Below are 17901 nucleotides of genomic sequence, written 5' to 3' on the forward strand. Positions count from 1 at the left end.
AGGTATACACAACATGTTTGACACACTGACCCACGGCGCTCTTTTACAAAAAACCGCCGAAGAAACAGAAGCGGAAATCTCCGCCGTTCATAAAAGAATAGAAGAAATCAGTGAACGGAATGAATGGAGAGTCCTGCAAAGCTACAGAAAACATAAAGTAAGCGATACGCATTTTACGCCTTCAACCGGATACGGTTATGATGATATCGGACGAGATACACTGGAGAAGATCTATGCTGATGTGTTCGGAGGAGAGGCGGGACTCGTGCGGCCGCAAATCATTTCCGGAACGCATGCGATTTCAATCGCGCTCTTCGGTGTGCTGAGACCCGGGGACGAATTGCTTTATATCACAGGCAAGCCTTACGATACACTCGAGGAAATCGTCGGAGTAAGAGGCGGGGAGTATTCAGGCTCGCTTAAGGAATTTCAAATCGGATACAATGCAGTCGATTTAACATCAGAAGGCAGAGTGGACTTTGAAGCGGTCCGGGCTGCAATCCAGCCGAATACAAAAGTGATCGGCATCCAGCGTTCAAAAGGATATGCGAATCGTCCGTCTTTCAGAATAAATGAAATTGAAGAGATGATTCGTTTCGTAAAGGAAATCAAAGAAGATGTCATTGTTTTTGTGGACAATTGCTACGGAGAATTTGCAGAAGAGCGGGAACCCTGCCATGTCGGAGCGGATCTTATGGCCGGTTCCCTGATTAAAAACCCGGGCGGCGGCCTTGCTAAAACGGGCGGCTATCTTGTAGGGAAAGCCAAGTGGATTGAGGCCTGCTCTTACCGGATGACCTCCCCGGGAATCGGAAGTGAAGCCGGCGCTTCGCTTTATTCACTGCAGGAAATGTATCAAGGTTTCTTTCTCGCTCCGCATGTAGTGGCGCAAAGCTTGAAGGGAGCGGTATTTACCGCCCGTTTTCTTGAAAAGCTCGGCTTTACGTCAAACCCTGCATGGAATGCGCCGAGAACGGATCTGATTCAATCAGTTGAGTTTCAGGACCCTGATAAGATGATCGCTTTTTGCCAGGCGATACAATATGCTTCACCGATTAATGCGCATGTGACGCCTTATCCGAGCTATATGCCGGGATATGAAGACGATGTCATTATGGCAGCGGGCACTTTCGTACAGGGGGCAAGCATTGAATTATCAGCAGATGGACCTATCAGACCGCCTTATGTCGCGTATGTCCAAGGAGGATTAACCTACGCGCACGTGAAAAATGCGATTTGCAGCGCCGTAAATGCTTTAATGGAAAAAGAGCTGATTTAGGCCGTTTGCAATTTTCAAAGAATTTGATGTTAAGATTCCTTACATTGTGTTGACACAAAATATAACATCACCTATAATGAGACTAAGATAAGAAAAGGAGGAAATTGAGATGAGTGATAACATTCGCCGCTCAATGCCTTTATTTCCAATTGGGATTGTCATGCAGTTAACAGAACTTTCTGCCCGGCAAATTCGATATTATGAGGAAAATGGATTGATATTTCCAGCGAGAAGCGAAGGAAATAGACGATTATTTTCATTCCATGATGTAGATAAACTGTTAGAAATCAAAAATCTGATTGAACAAGGCGTCAATATGGCGGGGATCAAACAAATTCTGGATAAGGCATCTGCCGAACCGGAAGAAAAATCCGAAAAAACCGCCAAACCGATGAAGCACAATCTGTCTGATGACGAACTCAGAAAGCTTCTGAAAAACGAACTGATGCAGGCAGGCCGTTTCCAGCGGGGAAATACTTTCCGCCAAGGTGACATGTCCCGATTCTTTCATTAATCCGTTAGCAACTGTTTTGCTATATACATTTACCTTTTAGAGGAGGAGTTTTACGAAATGGCAAAGTACACAAGAGAAGACATCGTAAAATTAGTAAATGAGGAAAACGTAAAGTATATCCGCCTTCAATTCACAGACATTCTCGGAACGATTAAAAACGTGGAAATTCCTGTGAGCCAGCTTGAAAAAGCACTTGATAATAAATGCATGTTCGACGGTTCTTCCATCGAAGGTTTCGTCCGTATCGAAGAGTCTGATATGTACTTATATCCTGATCTGAACACATTTGTAATCTTCCCATGGACGGCTGAAAAAGGTAAAGTAGCACGCTTCATCTGTGACATTTACAATCCGGACGGCACGCCGTTCGAAGGTGACCCGCGTAACAACCTCAAACGGATTCTGAAAGAAATGAAAGAACTCGGTTTCAGCGATTTCAATCTTGGACCTGAGCCTGAATTCTTCCTGTTTAAATTAGATGAAAAAGGCGAACCGACGCTTGAATTGAACGATAAAGGCGGATACTTCGACCTGGCTCCGACTGACTTGGGAGAAAACTGCCGCCGCGATATCGTGCTTGAGCTTGAAGAAATGGGCTTTGAAATCGAAGCATCTCACCATGAAGTTGCTCCGGGCCAGCACGAAATCGATTTTAAATATGCCGGTGCCATCCGTTCTTGTGACGACATCCAAACTTTCAAATTGGTTGTCAAAACGATCGCCCGCAAACACGGTCTGCATGCGACATTCATGCCAAAACCGTTGTTCGGCGTAAACGGTTCCGGTATGCACTGCAATCTATCACTCTTTAAAGATAGCGTTAACGCATTCTTTGATAAAGACGCTGATCTTCAGCTGAGTGAAACAGCAAAACATTTCATTGCCGGTATCGTAAAACACGCGACAAGTTTTACGGCTGTCACAAACCCGACAGTGAACTCTTACAAACGCCTTGTTCCGGGCTATGAAGCACCTTGCTACGTGGCATGGAGCGCGCAAAACAGAAGCCCGCTGATCCGTATCCCGGCTTCCCGCGGCATCAGCACGCGTGTTGAAGTCCGCAGCGTAGACCCGGCGGCAAACCCGTACCTGGCGTTAAGCGTATTGCTTGCAGCAGGCCTTGACGGAATCAAAAACAAACTTGAAGCACCGGCTCCGATTGACCGCAACATCTACGTCATGAGCAAAGAAGAGCGCATGGAAAACGGCATCGTAGATCTTCCGGCGACACTGGCGGAAGCTCTCGATGAATTCAAATCAAACGAAGTCATGGTTGCGGCGCTCGGCGAGCACCTGTTCGAACACTTCATCGAAGCAAAAGAAATCGAATGGGATATGTTCCGCACACAGGTTCATCCGTGGGAGCGCGAACAATATATGTCTCAGTATTAATCTCTCAATCCCTTGGCACTATTGGTGTCAGGGGATTTTTTGATTTGTTAACAAATTTAATAATTTAATATAGATCATACACCACCCACAAAACACCCACAAAAAATCAATAAAAATTACTCCATAATTGTGGAGATATAATCCTCATTCATATGCTACACGTAAAAAAAGGTATGTCATCGCTATTGATAAACTCCATATTGTATTCTCGTTTTTTATTTGTTTTGATGATCCATTCGTTTTTCTTTTCCAGATACAGCCAATTGAACCTCTTTTTTGTGGAAAAACCACGCTTAGACTTTTCTTTAAATTTTTGAAGGAATCGGTTGATGCTGGTATCAGCCTGTTTCCTTCAATCAGAGATTCTTTCATATTAAATGAACTGAAGGTTAAGCAGATGGAAAGGCCAAAATTCCCCCTGCCTGACGGTGTTTTCAAAGTCACCAACCCATTAACCAGAGGCACAGCCGTAAAACAAATACAGACAGCGTTGGCGGCTCTTTATTTCTACCCGGATAAGGGGACAAAGAATAACGGTGTTGATGGCGTGTATGGTCCCAAAACAGCAAATGCAGTCAAGCGGTTCCAGTCAGTAAATGGTCTGACTGTTGACGGCATTTATGGGCCTAAGACAAAAGCGAAAATTGAAGAGAAATTGAAGGATAACAGGAGTTAGTAGTATCCTTTATTATCATATTGTGTCAAATTTATGAAGTTTAATTCGAATGGGAGGATTTGTTAAATGAAGGCGGGTATTATTACAGTGACTTAATTTTAAAAGGGGGAAATGTGAAATGAAAAAGTCGTTAGTATCAATGTTTTTTGTTCTGATTTTGATGTTTACTGCTATGGGAAGTGCATCGGCCTATGAATTTAAAGGTGTACTGCCTCTTAATGACAAGGTAAGTGGATCTTTTGCTGATGCCGCTGCTGCTAAAGAAGGACATGAGTGGCAATTCCATCCGGGAGCAGCTACAAAAGTAAAGTTTTATTTGTCTAAAGATAGTACAACAACTCCGTTAAAAGTTAGTATTTACAAAGAAGATATAAATACTGGAAAAGTAACTCTTGTAAATTCTTATGATTCCTCAGAATTATCGAAGTATACTATTGCAGTCAGTAAAAGCTATACTTATAGCATGAGGGTTGCCGGATATAGCACTGCAAAAACTGGCGGATCATACACATTAGAAAGTTCTGTAATTCAGTGAAAAAAAGGGAGCGATGGCTCCCTTTTAAAGTTACTATAAGTTTTTTGAGTCTTTATTAATTCCATCTCCAGTTAATTGCTCCGTCAGGGTAAACAGCAGGAACAATGATTCCTCGTTTGCTGCTGTTCTCGTCAATGATGTACCAATTTTCATCTTCTAACCATTCTTTATCGTAGCGAGTTTCATCAAGTTGTCCTTCTTCATCTATAAGATCATTAAATAGATCCCTGAAAACTTCAATTTCTTTTTCAGGTTTTAGAATTCCATACATCCACATTCCCTCACCGGAAACATCATGAATTTCTCCTAATTTCGTACCTTTAAAATATAAAATCATCTATTTTGACTCCTTTTGATGCAATTTAAAATACTCTTTTGGTATTTCGCCTCTTATTGCTTATCATTCTTAATTAGACGTTCAATTTGTTTCGGAAATAAAATAGCTACTCCTTTTACTTCTCCTGATTGAATGGCCTTTCGCAAAGCCGGCAGATTCAATTCAATAGAATTATCACCGTAATTAGTTATTACATTTTTATTCATTGTGAAATTGGTGTACGGACTATTGGACTTTTGAGCTTCTCTATATCCTCCTAAAATATGTTCTGTTACTGTGACTTGTCTGCCTTTATATATACCTTCTTTATTTATTGGCACAAGATTTCCGGTTTCCGGATCAATATGTGATTTTCCTAAGCCGTTAGCTGCTTTGGTAGAATATAAATCTTTATCCCATGATAGAGGTTTGAAGATTTGCCGGCTCCTGTGCTTGCTTTCAATACTTTTCCCGTTCCAATTGCTCCTACAGGTCCAAGAGCAGCTAGAGCGCTATTAAAACTGTTCTCACGTCTCTCCTCAGAAATCTTATTTCCAAACATATCCCGGCCAGTTATAGCCTCACTAAAACCATTTGCAGATGCAAGTCCATAAAGTCCTTTGCTGGAGTTTTGAAGGGCAGGGAATGTCTTAGGTGTTTTATAGATATCAAGCGCTTTGTCTGCCCTATAAATGGCTTTGCTCGTTGAGTAGAAAGCCTTTCCGCCTTTGGCTAATTTTCCGGCCCACCCGACAATCGGAATATACCCTGCAGCAGCCATTCCCCCGGCTGCGACCCGTTGCCCGGCAGTAAGTTTTTCACCTGTAACGGGGTCAACTCCATCAGCCGCCCTTTTATAATCATAATATCCGGTAACTTCACCTGTAAAATCACAAACAACATCCCATGTTTTTTCGTACCAAGGCCTGTTCGCAAGCTCTTCCTGTTCCTTTACAATTCTTCTTTCATCAGCCTGTTGCTTTTTGAACGAAAGATATTCGGACGACTGTTTATGTAATCCTGCTTGCATCTGGTGGATTTCACTTTCCCGGTACGCCTTGGGCATTATAGTTGAGCGGGGTGGCGTTTTTGCCTTTCCCTGTCGCATCTTGTAATGCCTGAAAATCTGCCATAATGAACGCCTCATTAGCTTCTAACAGCCCATATTTATTTGAAAGATTGTTATCCAGCTCACCAATTTTTGGGTTGTATCAGAATTATCTAATTTTTGATCCGCGTTATCGGTTGAAAAGAGATCGAGCGGCAGTATATCTGCGATTTCATCAAGGATACCTTTCATTTCGTTGCGCTGCTCTTGCATAATCGCTTTTGATTTATCAAGTGCGTTTGTCAATTCATGTTCAAGGAAAGATTCTTCCACATAAGAGTCTGAAAGGTCGGCATCTTCAATCATAGCTTCTATGTTTGTGAGAAACGCAATTTTCATATCAATCAATTCCAGCCATTCATCTGTGACGCCAGCGTGATCTTGAAATAAAGCTTTGATGTTATCGGCGCCTTTGCCCGAAAAATCGCTGTCGCCCAGGTCTGCCATGCCTTGGAACGCATTTTTCAGGTTCGTCATTTGGCTGCGCAATTCTTTGTATTCGTTTGCGCGTTGTTTGGCGGCAGAAAGCAGGGTGGTTGCTTCAATGATTTTCATGATCATATCCTTTCGTGATAAAATGTTATTCAAAATTTTACCACGATGAAACCCGGAGTAAATACATAACAAAACTTCCAAATACAAAATAGTTCTTTTGGTTTGGTTTATTTTTACTTTTAGCCTTCGATTCGAACTTTAAAAAATAGGTTGAATTGCCCTTTCATCTGATTGGAATTGCGGCATGTCGAAAATTATTTCTATATATTACATATTATGCTAAACATATGCTAGAATGTTGTTTGAGAAAATTTAGAATATTTGCAGAAAGAGGGGTTTATCGTATGAGTAAACTGGCTTCTGAAAGAGTTGCAAATATATTAAATGATTGGTATATCGCGATAAAACAACAAGACGCTGAGTCTGCTGAGAAATATTTTGAAGAGATCAAACCACTTTTAGATGAAATGGAAGAGGATCAAGAGGTTTTAATGTATTATTCTCTGCTGGAAGAAAGGCATAAAATGCTTTTGTATCAGGTTAAAGGGGAGGAACTGCCGCCTCATTCATACTTTAATGAGAACCACGCTGATGAAATCCTAAAAACAGACCATATGATTGAATATTATTTTTATTTATTTGAAGCGCTTTTCGAGTCATATAATAGAAATTTCGAGAGCGCCATAAGTTTATTTAATATCGCTGAAAAAAAACTTTCATTAATACCGGATGAAATTGAAGCTGCAGAATTTTATTCAAAGGTTGCCTCTATGTACATGATGTTGGGCCAGAACATCGTATCGTTAAATTATATAACCAATGCGATGAATATCTTTAAGAATAATGAAAATTACTTGAAGCAATTTGCGACGTCTTTAATGGTGGTTGCTCATAATTACACTGAATTGGGACAATACGAAAAATCGGAGGAACATTATTTACAAGCAATTAAAGTGGCAAAGAAATTGGATGATTCATTTTTCGTGGCTATGATTCATCACAATTTAAGCATTACATATTCAGAAGCGAAGCGGCCGCAAGATTGTCTTAATGCCATTAAGCATGCATTAAGAAATAAAGAGTGGTGTGGATCATCGTATTATATAAATTCATTATATATGATCGCAAAAGAGCTGGTGATGATGGGGGAAAACAATAAAGCATCATATTATTTGAAAAAGGGACAGGAAAATCTTAGACAGAAACAGAATAAAATATACGAAGCTAAAATAAATATTATTCATGAGCTTTCACAAAGTCCTTTAAATGAGCGTGTTGATCGGATTCACAGTCATATGAACAGATTAGCAGAACAAAATGACTTTGACAGCATTCGCGATCTAGCTCTAATCACTTCAAAAAAATTTGAAGAAAGGGGACTTTATAAAGAGGCTCTAAAGTTTTCTAATAAAGCTATTTTAGCTGAAAAGAAAATGAAGCAGTTGGAGGGAATTTGATGAAAAAGAGAATTCTTTTTGCGGCATTATCTGTTGCTTGTTTGAGCGGGTTAGCTGTTGCGGGCTTTATGGGGTTTTCTAATAAACATGTAGCTGAAAAGCCAGTCGGTACTTATATATTAGCTGAAAAGCCAGTCGGCACATAATAAAAAACAAGTCTCAATTAAAAGATGGGGGTCATAATATGACAAAAGGCGTTAAAATAACATTATGGAGCATCTTAGGGATAGTCATCGTGTTAATGATAATTGGAGTTGTCTCTTTTTATCAGACCCCATCTTCATAAAGCGAAAACATGTAATTAATCTCTTTATACGTATACCTTTAGATTACAATAAAAATCTAAAAAGAAATAGATGTGGGGCGCCCACAAAGACACCCACAAAACACCCACAAATATAATATTCTTGATGATTTCCTATTCGAAGAGAAATAACAAAACCTTTTTAATTCAACGTTTATCATGCATTTTGACATTGAAATATTGCCTAGGTTATAATCCGCACACAGGTTCATCCGTGGGAGCGCGAACAATATATGTCTCAGTATTAATCTCTCAATCCCTTGGCACTATTGGTGTCAGGGGATTTTTTGGTTTTGGTCATAAGATTAAAAGAACAACATTTTTGGTCCTTGACCAAAATATGACCAAAAAAATTGAAGTTATGAATCTAACTACATAATTGAGGACACGTATTTATTGTAATCCCTTATTCGGTTTAGGATGAAGGCTAAATGAAGCCAATTATGTTCTAAAATTGAACCGGCCATTTTTATTTTTAAAAAGCAGGAGCAGGAAATTCATCAATTTTGATACGAAGTAAACTATAAGGTTTCTGTCGTAAGTCCTTTCCATAATGAAATCTAGCCTGCCGATGTAATTGGTTCACGATGACATATAAGTATTCATCCGGACCAATCGAAAAAGTATCCGGCCATAAAATTCTCGGATCATGTGCGATGGTTTCCATTGTGCCATTCGGCAGCATCTTTCGAATACTATTGTTCTCATAATCTCCGGCATAAATGGCTCCTTTTGCATCTGTAATCATTCCATCAGACGCGCCTTTTTCTCCCCAATACGCCACATGATAAAGTAAATCCATGTCCGGTATATTTCTATCTCTCAGGGCTTCTGTTGAGATCGAGAACAGATGACGGCTGGTCAGTGGACAAAAAAATAATACCTTTCCGTCAGGAGAAATCGCAATACCGTCGGATGCCAGCCTAAATGGGGAAGTTGAACCATCCCTGTTACGATCCATCAAAATTTTGCCTTCTACTTTCGGTATAAAATAGGAATCCGGTGAAGTTGGATTTGCTCCATTTAACCGTCTAAATGCGTTTCCGGTTTCTAAATCCACGACGATAATAGCTCCTGGTCCTTTGGCAGAAGAATCCGTTATATAGGCATAACCTGCAGTTCCAACACGAAAATCAAATCGGACATCATTCAGGTAAGTTGTTGGAAGGACAACATCTTCTGTAAAGGTATAAACTCTTCTGATTGTATTGGTTTTTAAATCAACAGCGACTAATTTTGCCCCGCCTTTAATTGGTTCAGAAAAATTGGGTGCCGCCGTATCTAGTACCCAAAGCGTTCCTCTTCCATCAGTAACTACACTTTGGACACTGATGAAAGTCATTTTGATATTCTCAGGGTTAACCAAATTGGTTTGTAAATCAGGATAAGGCTGCAATTTATCCCCAACTATCTCCGCCACCGTAAATTTAACATCGTCTCCCCATTTCGGAAAACAAATGAAAATACGACCAGTTTCTGAAACAGTAACACCGGTAGGCATAGCTCCATAAAATGCATAAACCAGTTCTAAATCCCCAAAATATTTTTCAAAAGGCAGCATAGGTTTCATAATATCCTCCTCAACCAATTAAACGGGATATCACTTATATATGATTCGCATTTTTTCTAGTGCATGTTTCTTATTAAGTTTTTCTAAACAAAAGATGATGGAAGTGCTTATCATTTAATAAATCAGTCAGGTGACACAGGGGGGTTTACTTAACGTCTGTCGAAGCAGTCGGCAATTACAACATGGTATGTCCTTTGGTCGGTTTTAAATTCTCTGAAAAAAGAGTTGAAAAAGCAGAAAAGATTTTATAATATGAAATCAAGTTAGTTTGTTCGGGCAACAAACTAATAAAACCACTTTAATTGTCCATCATGTAAAGGTCTTAAATGGGAGGGGGATAAGAGGCTCGATTTAATTGGAGGTATATAAAAAGCGAAAGCCAAGCTTTTATCCTGTTCACTGCTATCTGATCACCATTTGGATGTTGAAAATGCTCTGTGAAAGTAAACCGCTATCATTTTTTTGAAAGCGCTTTTATATACCGCTCACTGGCCGATAATTTTAAAAAAATGTTATACCATTTCATCATGTTCCTTATGTAAAGGATCGAAAAGGGGAGAAATCATGCTCAGTGAAAATGTAAAGAAGATCAGCATGGTTGAAAAAGTTGGATATGCGTCTGGAGATTTTGCATGTAATTTAATTTATGCAACAGTGTCTACGTATCTTTTGTTCTTCTATACAGATGTTTTTGGTTTATCGGCAGCAGCAGCCGGTACGATGTTTTTAGTGGTTAGAATCATCGACGCTCTCGCTGATCCTTTTATTGGAACAATAGTTGACAGAACAAATAGCAGGTTTGGCCGCTTCAGACCGTATCTTTTATTCGGAGCTTTTCCCTTTGTCATATTGGCAATACTCTGTTTTACAACCCCGGATTTTTCGGATAAGGGGAAATTAATATATGCCTATATCACCTATGTCGGCTTATCGCTTACATACACCATGATAAACGTGCCATATGGCGCGTTAACATCTGCAATGACCAGAAATAATCAAGAAGTTGTTAGTATAACGTCTGTCCGTATGTTATTTGCAAATCTTGGAGGACTTGTCGTTGCATTTTTTGTTCCCTTACTGGCTGCTTATTTAAGCGATAATTCCGGCAGCGAATCTCTTGGCTGGCAGCTAACCATGGGTATTATGGGAGTTATAGGCGGGTGCCTTTTAATCTTTTGTTTTAAAAGCACAAAAGAGCGTGTCACGCTTCAAAAATCCGAAGAAAAAATTAAATTTCCGGATATATTTGAGCAATTTCGTGTTAATCGGCCTCTAGTTGTATTAAGTATTTTCTTTATTATTATTTTTGGAGTGAATTCAATCAGTAATTCGGTTGGCATCTATTACGTAACGTATAATTTAGAAAGAGCGGATTTAGTGAAGTGGTACGGTTTGTTGGGAAGTTTGCCTGCTTTGGTCATTTTACCGTTTATTCCAAAGCTTCATCAACTATTAGGGAAGAAGAAATTACTAAACTATGCATTATTACTGAATATGATCGGCCTCTTAGCTTTACTTTTCGTTCCGTCAAGTAATGTATTCCTGATACTTTCCTTTCGATTGCTGGCTGCTGCAGGAAGTCTCACTGCCGGGGGATATATGTGGGCGCTTATTCCTGAAACAATAGAATATGGAGAGTATAAGACCGGGAAAAGAATGGGCGGTCTTATATACGCTATTATCGGATTTTTCTTTAAATTCGGCATGGCCTTGGGAGGGGTTGTACCGGGTTTGGTTCTAGATCAGTTTGGATATGTGGCAAATCAGGTGCAAACGCCGGAGGCATTGACGGGAATTTTAATTACAACAACCATTATTCCCGTGGTCTTACTGGTTCTGGCCATGATTGATATTAATTTCTATAACTTAGATGAGAAAAAATATAAAAGCATGGTTCGAGAATTAGAGAATAGAGACAAAGTTTATTTGGATCATATTGACGATTTCAAAGCTTAAAACATGATGAGTCAACAGAAAATAGCTGAGGAGGAGTTCAAAATGAAGATTATCAATCCAGTACTTAAAGGATTCAACCCCGATCCGAGTATTTGCAGGGTTGGAGAGGATTATTATATCGCTGTATCTACATTTGAGTGGTTTCCGGGAGTCCAGATACACCACTCAAAAGATTTAGTCAATTGGCACTTAGTTGCACATCCATTACAGAGAGTTTCGCAATTAGACATGAAAGGAAATCCTAATTCAGGCGGGGTCTGGGCGCCATGTTTAAGTTACAGCGACGGAAAGTTTTGGCTGATCTATACGGATGTTAAGGTTGTAGATGGCGCCTGGAAAGATTGCCACAATTATTTAGTGACTTGTGACACGATTAATGGTGATTGGGGGGAGCCGATCACATTAAACAGCTCGGGTTTTGATGCTTCTTTGTTCCATGATACGGATGGGAAAAAATATTTATTAAATATGTTATGGGATCAGCGTATTGATCGGCACTCCTTTGGAGGCATTGTCATGCAGGAATATTCTGATAAGGAGCAAAAACTAATCGGTAAACCGAAAGTGATTTTTAAAGGAACTGAAAGAAAGCTGACAGAAGCGCCGCACCTTTACCGTATCGGGAACTATTATTATTTATTAACCGCAGAAGGAGGAACACGGTTCGAACATGCTGCTACAATTGCCCGTTCTGCAAATATTGAGGGTCCATATGAAGTTCATCCCGATAATCCTATCTTAACGTCATGGCATGCGCCGGAAAATCCGCTGCAAAAATGCGGACATGCATCCATTGTACAAACACATACAGGTGAGTGGTATTTAGCTCATTTAACGGGACGTCCCATTCATCCGGACGATGATTCAATTTTTCAGCAGAGAGGATATTGTCCTCTGGGCAGAGAAACAGCTATTCAAAAGCTCTATTGGAAAGATGGCTGGCCTTATGTAGCAGGCGGAAAAGAAGGGAGCTTGGAGGTGGATGCGCCTTCTATACCTGAAACAATGTTTGAAGACACGTATCCGGAAGTTGATGAATTTGAGGATGCAACATTAAATATTAATTTTCAAACGTTAAGAATTCCGTTTACGGAGAAATTAGGTTCATTAACTCAAGCGCCAAATCATTTACGATTATATGGCCATGAATCCTTAACTTCGACATTTACTCAGGCATTTGTAGCCAGACGCTGGCAAAGCCTCCATTTTGAAGCGGAAACGGCTGTTGCGTTTTATCCGGAAAATTTTCAGCAAGCTGCTGGTTTGGTGAACTATTACAATACAGAGAACTGGACGGCTCTTCAAGTCACGTATGATGAAGAACTTGGCCGTATTCTTGAATTAACGATATGTGATAACTTTTCTTTTTCACAACCGTTAAAAAATAAAATTGTGATTCCTCGTGAAGTCAAGTATGTCTATTTAAAAGTGAATATTGAAAACGAAAAATATTATTATTTGTATTCATTTAACAAAGAAGATTGGCACAAAATCGACATTGCATTAGAATCGAAAAAATTATCAGATGATTACATCCGCGGCGGGGGATTCTTTACAGGAGCTTTTGTAGGGATGCAATGCCAAGATACGAGCGGTCATCATATTTCGGCCGACTTCAGATATTTTCGTTATAAAGAAAAATAATGTGCACATGAAAAAGGAGATTTCTATTTTAGAACTCCTTTTTCATATTAGAAGGTGCCTATGTCAGTATTGATTAAGAAATACTCCTAGAATAAAAAAACCCATCTTTAAAGATGAGCGTAAAACATAGAAGTATGTACATTCAGTTATGAACCATGTCGAGAAAATGATCAATAACAATAGAGGACATTCCTAGAGCAGGGGCATTTTTTCCTAAGATAGATGGTAATAATTCATAGCTATTGTCTAGTTGGGAATAAACCCTGGATGACACTTCGCTTTTAATTGAATGTAAAACCATAGGATGCGATTCAATGATGCTGTTTCTTAAAATGATGGCTTGCGGATTAAATGTATTTAAAATATTGGTCAGGCCTATTCCTAAATAGAAACCAAAATTCTGTAATGCCTGTAAAGTTCCAACATCATTCAGATGGGCAAGGTCTATGATATCTTGGCTGGACACTTTTTTCTCTTTCGTCTGAAGAGATGTTAATAAAGCCTTCTCTGAAGCATACAATTCCCAGCAGCCTCGGTTTCCGCAGCTGCATTTAGGACCCTTAAAGTCTATTGTCATATGTCCCATTTCTCCAGAGAATCCGCCAACCCCTCTATATAAATGATTGTTGATCATAACGCCGATCCCTATTCCTGTACCGATACTTGCATAAATAATGTTATCGTGATTTTTTGCAGCACCAAATACTTTTTCTCCATATGCGCCGGCATTTGCCTCATTTTCAATAAAAACGGGCACATTGAACTTCTTTTGGATGAAAGATTTTAAGTCAATATCTCTCCAGTTGGCGTTCGGAGCGAAAACAATTTTTTGATTTTTGTCAATCAGCCCGGGCGCGCATATCCCTATACCAATAAGACCGTATGGAGATTGCGGCATTTTTGCAATAAAGTGATGAATCATCTCAATTAAAATATCTTTAGTGATTTCTGGAGAATTGCATTCCAAATGGTGGTGTTGATCAAGGACGATCGTCCCTTCAAGATCTGTTAAAATGCCATTAACATAATCCACGCCAACATCTATTCCTACGGAGTATCCTGCTTTTTTATTAAAAACAAGCATAACAGGTCTTCTGCCGCCGCTTGATTGTCCCTGACCGATTTCAAATACGAGGTTTTCTTTCATTAATGTGTTTACCTGTGACGAAACAGTTGATTTATTTAATCCGGTCATTTCAGATAATTTTGCTCTTGAAATAGGTGAATTTTTAAGTATTTCGTTTAGTAATAACTTTTGGTTAACTTTTTTGACAAAGGCTTGATCAGCGATATCCACTTCATCCACTCCATTTGTATAATCTTTAAATTAAGTTGAACGTTCTGTGTTATCGTGCGAAACGCAGTACATAGCGAATCCAACCTTTATTATATCTAATGTGTTCGTAAAAAACTAAAAAAAATATTGAAAATACTGATGAGGTTATATAAGATGAAAATAAGTTAGTTTGTTTGGGCAACAAACTAATGTGCAACATGATAAAAGCATCTGTATTTGAATGATCATGTTTAGAATTTATTTTTAAGGGGGAAATCACACATGGCTCACTCTCATTCCGGTTCGGTCAACTATTTTGAAAGCGCAAACAAAGTGATTTACGAAGGGAAAGAATCCACGAATCCTTTAGCATTTAAATACTATAATTCTCAAGAAGTAATTGGCGGAAAAACGATGAAAGAGCATTTGCGATTTTCTATTGCCTATTGGCATACATTTACCGCTGACGGCACAGACATTTTTGGCGCAGCTACGATGCAGAGACCGTGGGATCACTATAAAGGCATGGATCTGGCGAGAGCGAGGGTAGATGCAGCGTTTGAGCTGTTTGAAAAACTAGATGCGCCATTTTTTGCTTTTCATGACCGGGATATCGCACCGGAAGGAAGTACGTTAAAAGAGACAAATCAAAATCTGGATATAATCGTGGACATGATAAAAGACTACATGAGAACCAGCGGCGTTAAGCTATTATGGAATACTGCAAATATGTTTACGAATCCCCGTTTCGTCCATGGTGCGGCGACTTCTTGTAATGCAGATGTATTTGCGTATGCCGCAGCCCAAGTAAAAAAAGGATTAGAAACAGCAAAAGAGCTTGGCGCCGAGAACTATGTATTTTGGGGCGGACGTGAAGGGTACGAAACTTTGTTAAATACCGATTTAAAATTTGAGCTTGATAATATGGCCAGATTTATGCATATGGCAGTGGATTATGCGAAGGAAATCGGGTATACAGGGCAGTTTTTGATTGAACCAAAACCAAAAGAGCCGACTACCCATCAATATGATACGGACGCAGCAACAACCATTGCCTTTTTAAAGCAATATGGCTTAGACAATCATTTTAAATTAAATCTCGAAGCCAATCATGCCACATTAGCCGGGCATACATTCGAACATGAATTACGCATGGCGAGAGTGCATGGCCTTCTTGGCTCTGTTGACGCGAATCAGGGTGATCCGCTTTTAGGCTGGGACACAGATGAATTTCCGACAGATTTATATTCTGCGACATTAGCAATGTACGAAATTCTGCAAAATGGCGGTCTTGGAAGCGGAGGATTAAACTTTGACGCAAAGGTCAGGAGATCTTCTTTTGAGCCTGATGATTTACTATATGCCCATGTTGCAGGGATGGATACATTTGCAAGAGGGTTGAAAGCCGCCCACAAATTAATCGAAGATCGTGTGTTTGAAGATGTGATTCAACACCGTTACCGCAGCTTTACTGAAGGGATTGGGCTTGAAATTGCAGAAGGAAGAGCTGATTTTAAGACACTTGAGCAATATGCGCTGAACAATCAGCCAATTAAAAACGAATCAGGGAGACAGGAGCGGTTAAAAGCGATATTAAATCAATACATTTTACAGGTATAATGAAAAAAGAAGCTCCAGATCCCGCTGTAAAAAGATGCAGGCAGCCAAGTTCCCGGAATTGACCGTCATGAAGTTACTGTTATGGCGGGTCAATTCAATGGGGATCTATTTAGAGAGGAAGGAGTGAAAAAATGAAGTATGTCATTGGAATAGATCTTGGTACGAGTGCCGTTAAAACCATTTTAGTCAATCAAAACGGCAAGGTTTGTGCAGAAACGTCCAAAAGTTACCCGCTCATCCAAGAGAAGGCGGGATATAGTGAGCAAAATCCTGAAGACTGGGTGCAGCAAACAATTGAAGCATTGGCTGAATTGATTTCGATATCCAACGTTCAAGCCGGGGATATTGACGGGATTAGCTATTCAGGACAAATGCATGGGTTAGTACTGCTTGACCAAGATCGGCGAATGCTGCGTCATGCGATTCTTTGGAATGATACCAGAACGACGCCTCAATGTAGCAGGATAACCGAGACATTTGGCGATCGTCTGCTTGATATCACAAAAAACCGTGTCCTTGAAGGGTTTACATTACCTAAAATGTTATGGGTGAAGGAACATGAGCCTGAACTTTTTCACAAAACCGCTGTTTTTTTGCTTCCGAAAGACTATGTGAGATTCCGCATGACTGGCGCCATTCACACTGAATACTCCGACGCAGCGGGAACGTTACTTTTACATATGACCCGCAAAGAGTGGAGCGATGAGATTTGCAATCAATTTGATATTTCAGCGGAAATTTGTCCTCCGCTTGTTGAATCCCATGACTGTGTAGGATCGCTGCTTCCGAGCGTTGCGGCGAAGACTGGGCTGTTGGAAAAAACAAAAGTGTACGCCGGGGGAGCAGATAATGCTTGCGGTGCTGTCGGAGCCGGTATTCTTTCTTCCGGAAAAACATTATGCAGTATCGGGACGTCAGGAGTCATACTTTCCTGTGAAGAAGACAAAGAAAGGGACTTTAAAGGGAAAGTGCACTTTTTTAATCATGGAAAGAAGGATTCTTTTTATACGATGGGAGTCACGCTCGCTGCAGGGTACAGCTTGGACTGGTTTAAAAGAACGTTTGCGCCAAACGAATCGTTTGAACAATTATTGCGGGGAGTGGAATCTGTTCCGATAGGAGCAAATGGACTGCTGTACACTCCTTACTTAGTCGGTGAAAGAACGCCGCATGCTGATTCATCTATTCGGGGAAGCTTGATCGGAATGGACGGAGCCCATAAAAGAGAGCACTTTTTGAGGGCGATAATGGAAGGCATCACATTCTCTTTATATGAATCAATTGAACTATTCCGCGAAGCGGGAAAATCAGTTGATACGGTTGTCTCTATTGGCGGGGGAGCTAAAAATGAAACGTGGCTTCAAATGCAAGCTGATATTTTCAATACGAGGGTGGTTAAGTTAGAGAATGAACAAGGTCCCGCCATGGGGGCTGCGATGTTAGCTGCCTTCGGAAGCGGGTGGTTTGACTCTCTTGAAGAATGTGCAGAGCAGTTCATTCATGAAGCAGCTGCATTTTATCCAAAAGAACAAAATGTTCAAAAATATAAAACACTATTCGAGTTGTATAAGAACATTTACGTTCACACAAAAGATCTCAATACAGCTTTAAAGAGCTTTCGACAAAAATGAAGAAAGAACCTCGCCAAATTGGCCAGGTTCTTTTTATATTGCACAAAAACAGACACGGTGATATAATCAGAACACGTGCGCTTTTTGTGTGAAAAGTCATAGTTATCCATCTTATATTATGATTATAT

General features: G+C 39.9%; 14 protein-coding genes and 2 pseudogenes. 11 read left to right on the top strand and 5 right to left on the bottom strand.

Going from position 1 to position 17901, the window contains the following annotated elements:
• The first annotated feature begins 13 nt into the window (after positions 1-13).
• From V7728_RS09600 to V7728_RS09620, 5 genes and pseudogenes are all read left to right on the top strand, one after another.
• The gene (locus V7728_RS09600) at positions 14-1279 is read left to right on the top strand and encodes a methionine gamma-lyase family protein (RefSeq protein ID WP_012117612.1); all 1266 of its coding nucleotides are present in this window, start codon (positions 14-16) and stop codon (positions 1277-1279) included.
• 109 nt (positions 1280-1388) lie between these two features.
• Complete coding sequence (locus tag V7728_RS09605; RefSeq protein WP_007410366.1) at positions 1389-1793, top strand: MerR family transcriptional regulator; 405 nt, start codon at positions 1389-1391, stop codon at positions 1791-1793.
• Between the two features lie 57 nt (positions 1794-1850).
• Positions 1851-3185: a type I glutamate--ammonia ligase gene (gene glnA, locus V7728_RS09610; RefSeq protein ID WP_007410365.1), complete on the top strand. Its 1335-nt coding sequence runs from the start codon at positions 1851-1853 to the stop codon at positions 3183-3185.
• Between the two features lie 412 nt (positions 3186-3597).
• A pseudogene (locus V7728_RS09615) lies at positions 3598-3861 on the top strand (peptidoglycan-binding domain-containing protein); the annotation flags it as partial.
• Positions 3862-3979: 118 nt separating this feature from the next.
• Positions 3980-4396 carry a hypothetical protein gene (locus V7728_RS09620; protein ID WP_059366952.1) on the top strand — a complete coding sequence of 139 codons (417 nt, stop codon included), beginning with the start codon at positions 3980-3982 and terminating at the stop codon, positions 4394-4396.
• A 55-nt stretch (positions 4397-4451) separates the two neighbouring features.
• On the opposite strand, the gene V7728_RS09625 is transcribed toward V7728_RS09620, so the two are convergent.
• The 3 genes and pseudogenes from V7728_RS09625 to V7728_RS09635 all read right to left on the bottom strand — a co-directional run.
• Positions 4452-4733, bottom strand: coding sequence for a hypothetical protein (locus tag V7728_RS09625; protein ID WP_059366950.1), 282 nt, complete (start codon positions 4731-4733; stop codon positions 4452-4454).
• A gap of 53 nt (positions 4734-4786) precedes the next feature.
• Positions 4787-5053 carry a hypothetical protein gene (locus V7728_RS09630; protein ID WP_083673798.1) on the bottom strand — a complete coding sequence of 89 codons (267 nt, stop codon included), beginning with the start codon at positions 5051-5053 and terminating at the stop codon, positions 4787-4789.
• A 119-nt stretch (positions 5054-5172) separates the two neighbouring features.
• Positions 5173-6375, bottom strand: a pseudogene (locus tag V7728_RS09635) (ribonuclease YeeF family protein); the annotation flags it as partial.
• 284 nt (positions 6376-6659) lie between these two features.
• Here V7728_RS09635 and V7728_RS09640 point away from each other — a divergent pair.
• Positions 6660-7772, top strand: coding sequence for a Rap family tetratricopeptide repeat protein (locus tag V7728_RS09640; RefSeq protein ID WP_076424184.1), 1113 nt, complete (start codon positions 6660-6662; stop codon positions 7770-7772).
• Positions 7772-7918 carry a hypothetical protein gene (locus V7728_RS09645; protein WP_164906834.1) on the top strand — a complete coding sequence of 49 codons (147 nt, stop codon included), beginning with the start codon at positions 7772-7774 and terminating at the stop codon, positions 7916-7918. Before V7728_RS09640 ends, V7728_RS09645 begins: the two co-directional genes overlap by 1 nt.
• Before the next feature lie 633 nt (positions 7919-8551).
• Here V7728_RS09645 and V7728_RS09650 read toward each other — a convergent pair.
• Positions 8552-9646, bottom strand: a complete 1095-nt coding sequence (locus V7728_RS09650; RefSeq protein WP_099566756.1) for an L-dopachrome tautomerase-related protein — start codon at positions 9644-9646, stop codon at positions 8552-8554.
• A gap of 564 nt (positions 9647-10210) precedes the next feature.
• On the opposite strand from V7728_RS09650, the gene V7728_RS09655 reads away from it, so the two are divergent.
• A complete protein-coding gene (locus tag V7728_RS09655; protein WP_099566757.1) occupies positions 10211-11602 on the top strand; it encodes an MFS transporter in 1392 nt (463 codons plus the stop codon).
• 42 nt (positions 11603-11644) lie between these two features.
• Complete coding sequence (gene xynB, locus V7728_RS09660; protein WP_099566758.1) at positions 11645-13246, top strand: xylan 1,4-beta-xylosidase; 1602 nt, start codon at positions 11645-11647, stop codon at positions 13244-13246.
• Between the two features lie 142 nt (positions 13247-13388).
• Here the strand turns inward: xynB and xylR are convergent, their stop codons facing one another.
• A complete protein-coding gene (xylR, locus tag V7728_RS09665; protein WP_007410360.1) occupies positions 13389-14543 on the bottom strand; it encodes a transcriptional repressor XylR in 1155 nt (384 codons plus the stop codon).
• Between the two features lie 261 nt (positions 14544-14804).
• Between xylR and xylA the strand changes: the two genes are divergently transcribed.
• Together xylA and xylB are read left to right on the top strand one after the other, a co-directional pair.
• The gene (gene xylA / locus V7728_RS09670; protein ID WP_021493439.1) at positions 14805-16142 is read left to right on the top strand and encodes a xylose isomerase; all 1338 of its coding nucleotides are present in this window, start codon (positions 14805-14807) and stop codon (positions 16140-16142) included.
• Between the two features lie 131 nt (positions 16143-16273).
• Entirely contained in the window at positions 16274-17773 is a 1500-nt protein-coding gene (gene xylB / locus V7728_RS09675) for a xylulokinase (protein ID WP_099566759.1), read from the top strand.
• The last annotated feature ends 128 nt before the right edge of the window (positions 17774-17901 follow it).

It is taken from the genome of Bacillus sp. JHAA, assembly GCF_036961585.1.
Classification (GTDB): domain Bacteria; phylum Bacillota; class Bacilli; order Bacillales; family Bacillaceae; genus Bacillus; species Bacillus velezensis.

Excerpts from the sequence above, each read along its gene's own strand:
- xylB (WP_099566759.1), top strand. The coding sequence starts at position 16,274 with ATGAAGTATGTCATTGGAATAGATCTTGGTACGAGTGCCGTTAAAACC.
- xylA (WP_021493439.1), top strand. The coding sequence starts at position 14,805 with ATGGCTCACTCTCATTCCGGTTCGGTCAACTATTTTGAAAGCGCAAAC.
- V7728_RS09625 (WP_059366950.1), bottom strand. The coding sequence starts at position 4,733 with ATGATTTTATATTTTAAAGGTACGAAATTAGGAGAAATTCATGATGTT.
- V7728_RS09605 (WP_007410366.1), top strand. The coding sequence starts at position 1,389 with ATGAGTGATAACATTCGCCGCTCAATGCCTTTATTTCCAATTGGGATT.
- V7728_RS09600 (WP_012117612.1), top strand. The coding sequence starts at position 14 with ATGTTTGACACACTGACCCACGGCGCTCTTTTACAAAAAACCGCCGAA.
- V7728_RS09645 (WP_164906834.1), top strand. The coding sequence starts at position 7,772 with ATGAAAAAGAGAATTCTTTTTGCGGCATTATCTGTTGCTTGTTTGAGC.
- V7728_RS09620 (WP_059366952.1), top strand. The coding sequence starts at position 3,980 with ATGAAAAAGTCGTTAGTATCAATGTTTTTTGTTCTGATTTTGATGTTT.
- V7728_RS09655 (WP_099566757.1), top strand. The coding sequence starts at position 10,211 with ATGCTCAGTGAAAATGTAAAGAAGATCAGCATGGTTGAAAAAGTTGGA.
- V7728_RS09650 (WP_099566756.1), bottom strand. The coding sequence starts at position 9,646 with ATGAAACCTATGCTGCCTTTTGAAAAATATTTTGGGGATTTAGAACTG.
- glnA (WP_007410365.1), top strand. The coding sequence starts at position 1,851 with ATGGCAAAGTACACAAGAGAAGACATCGTAAAATTAGTAAATGAGGAA.
- V7728_RS09640 (WP_076424184.1), top strand. The coding sequence starts at position 6,660 with ATGAGTAAACTGGCTTCTGAAAGAGTTGCAAATATATTAAATGATTGG.
- xynB (WP_099566758.1), top strand. The coding sequence starts at position 11,645 with ATGAAGATTATCAATCCAGTACTTAAAGGATTCAACCCCGATCCGAGT.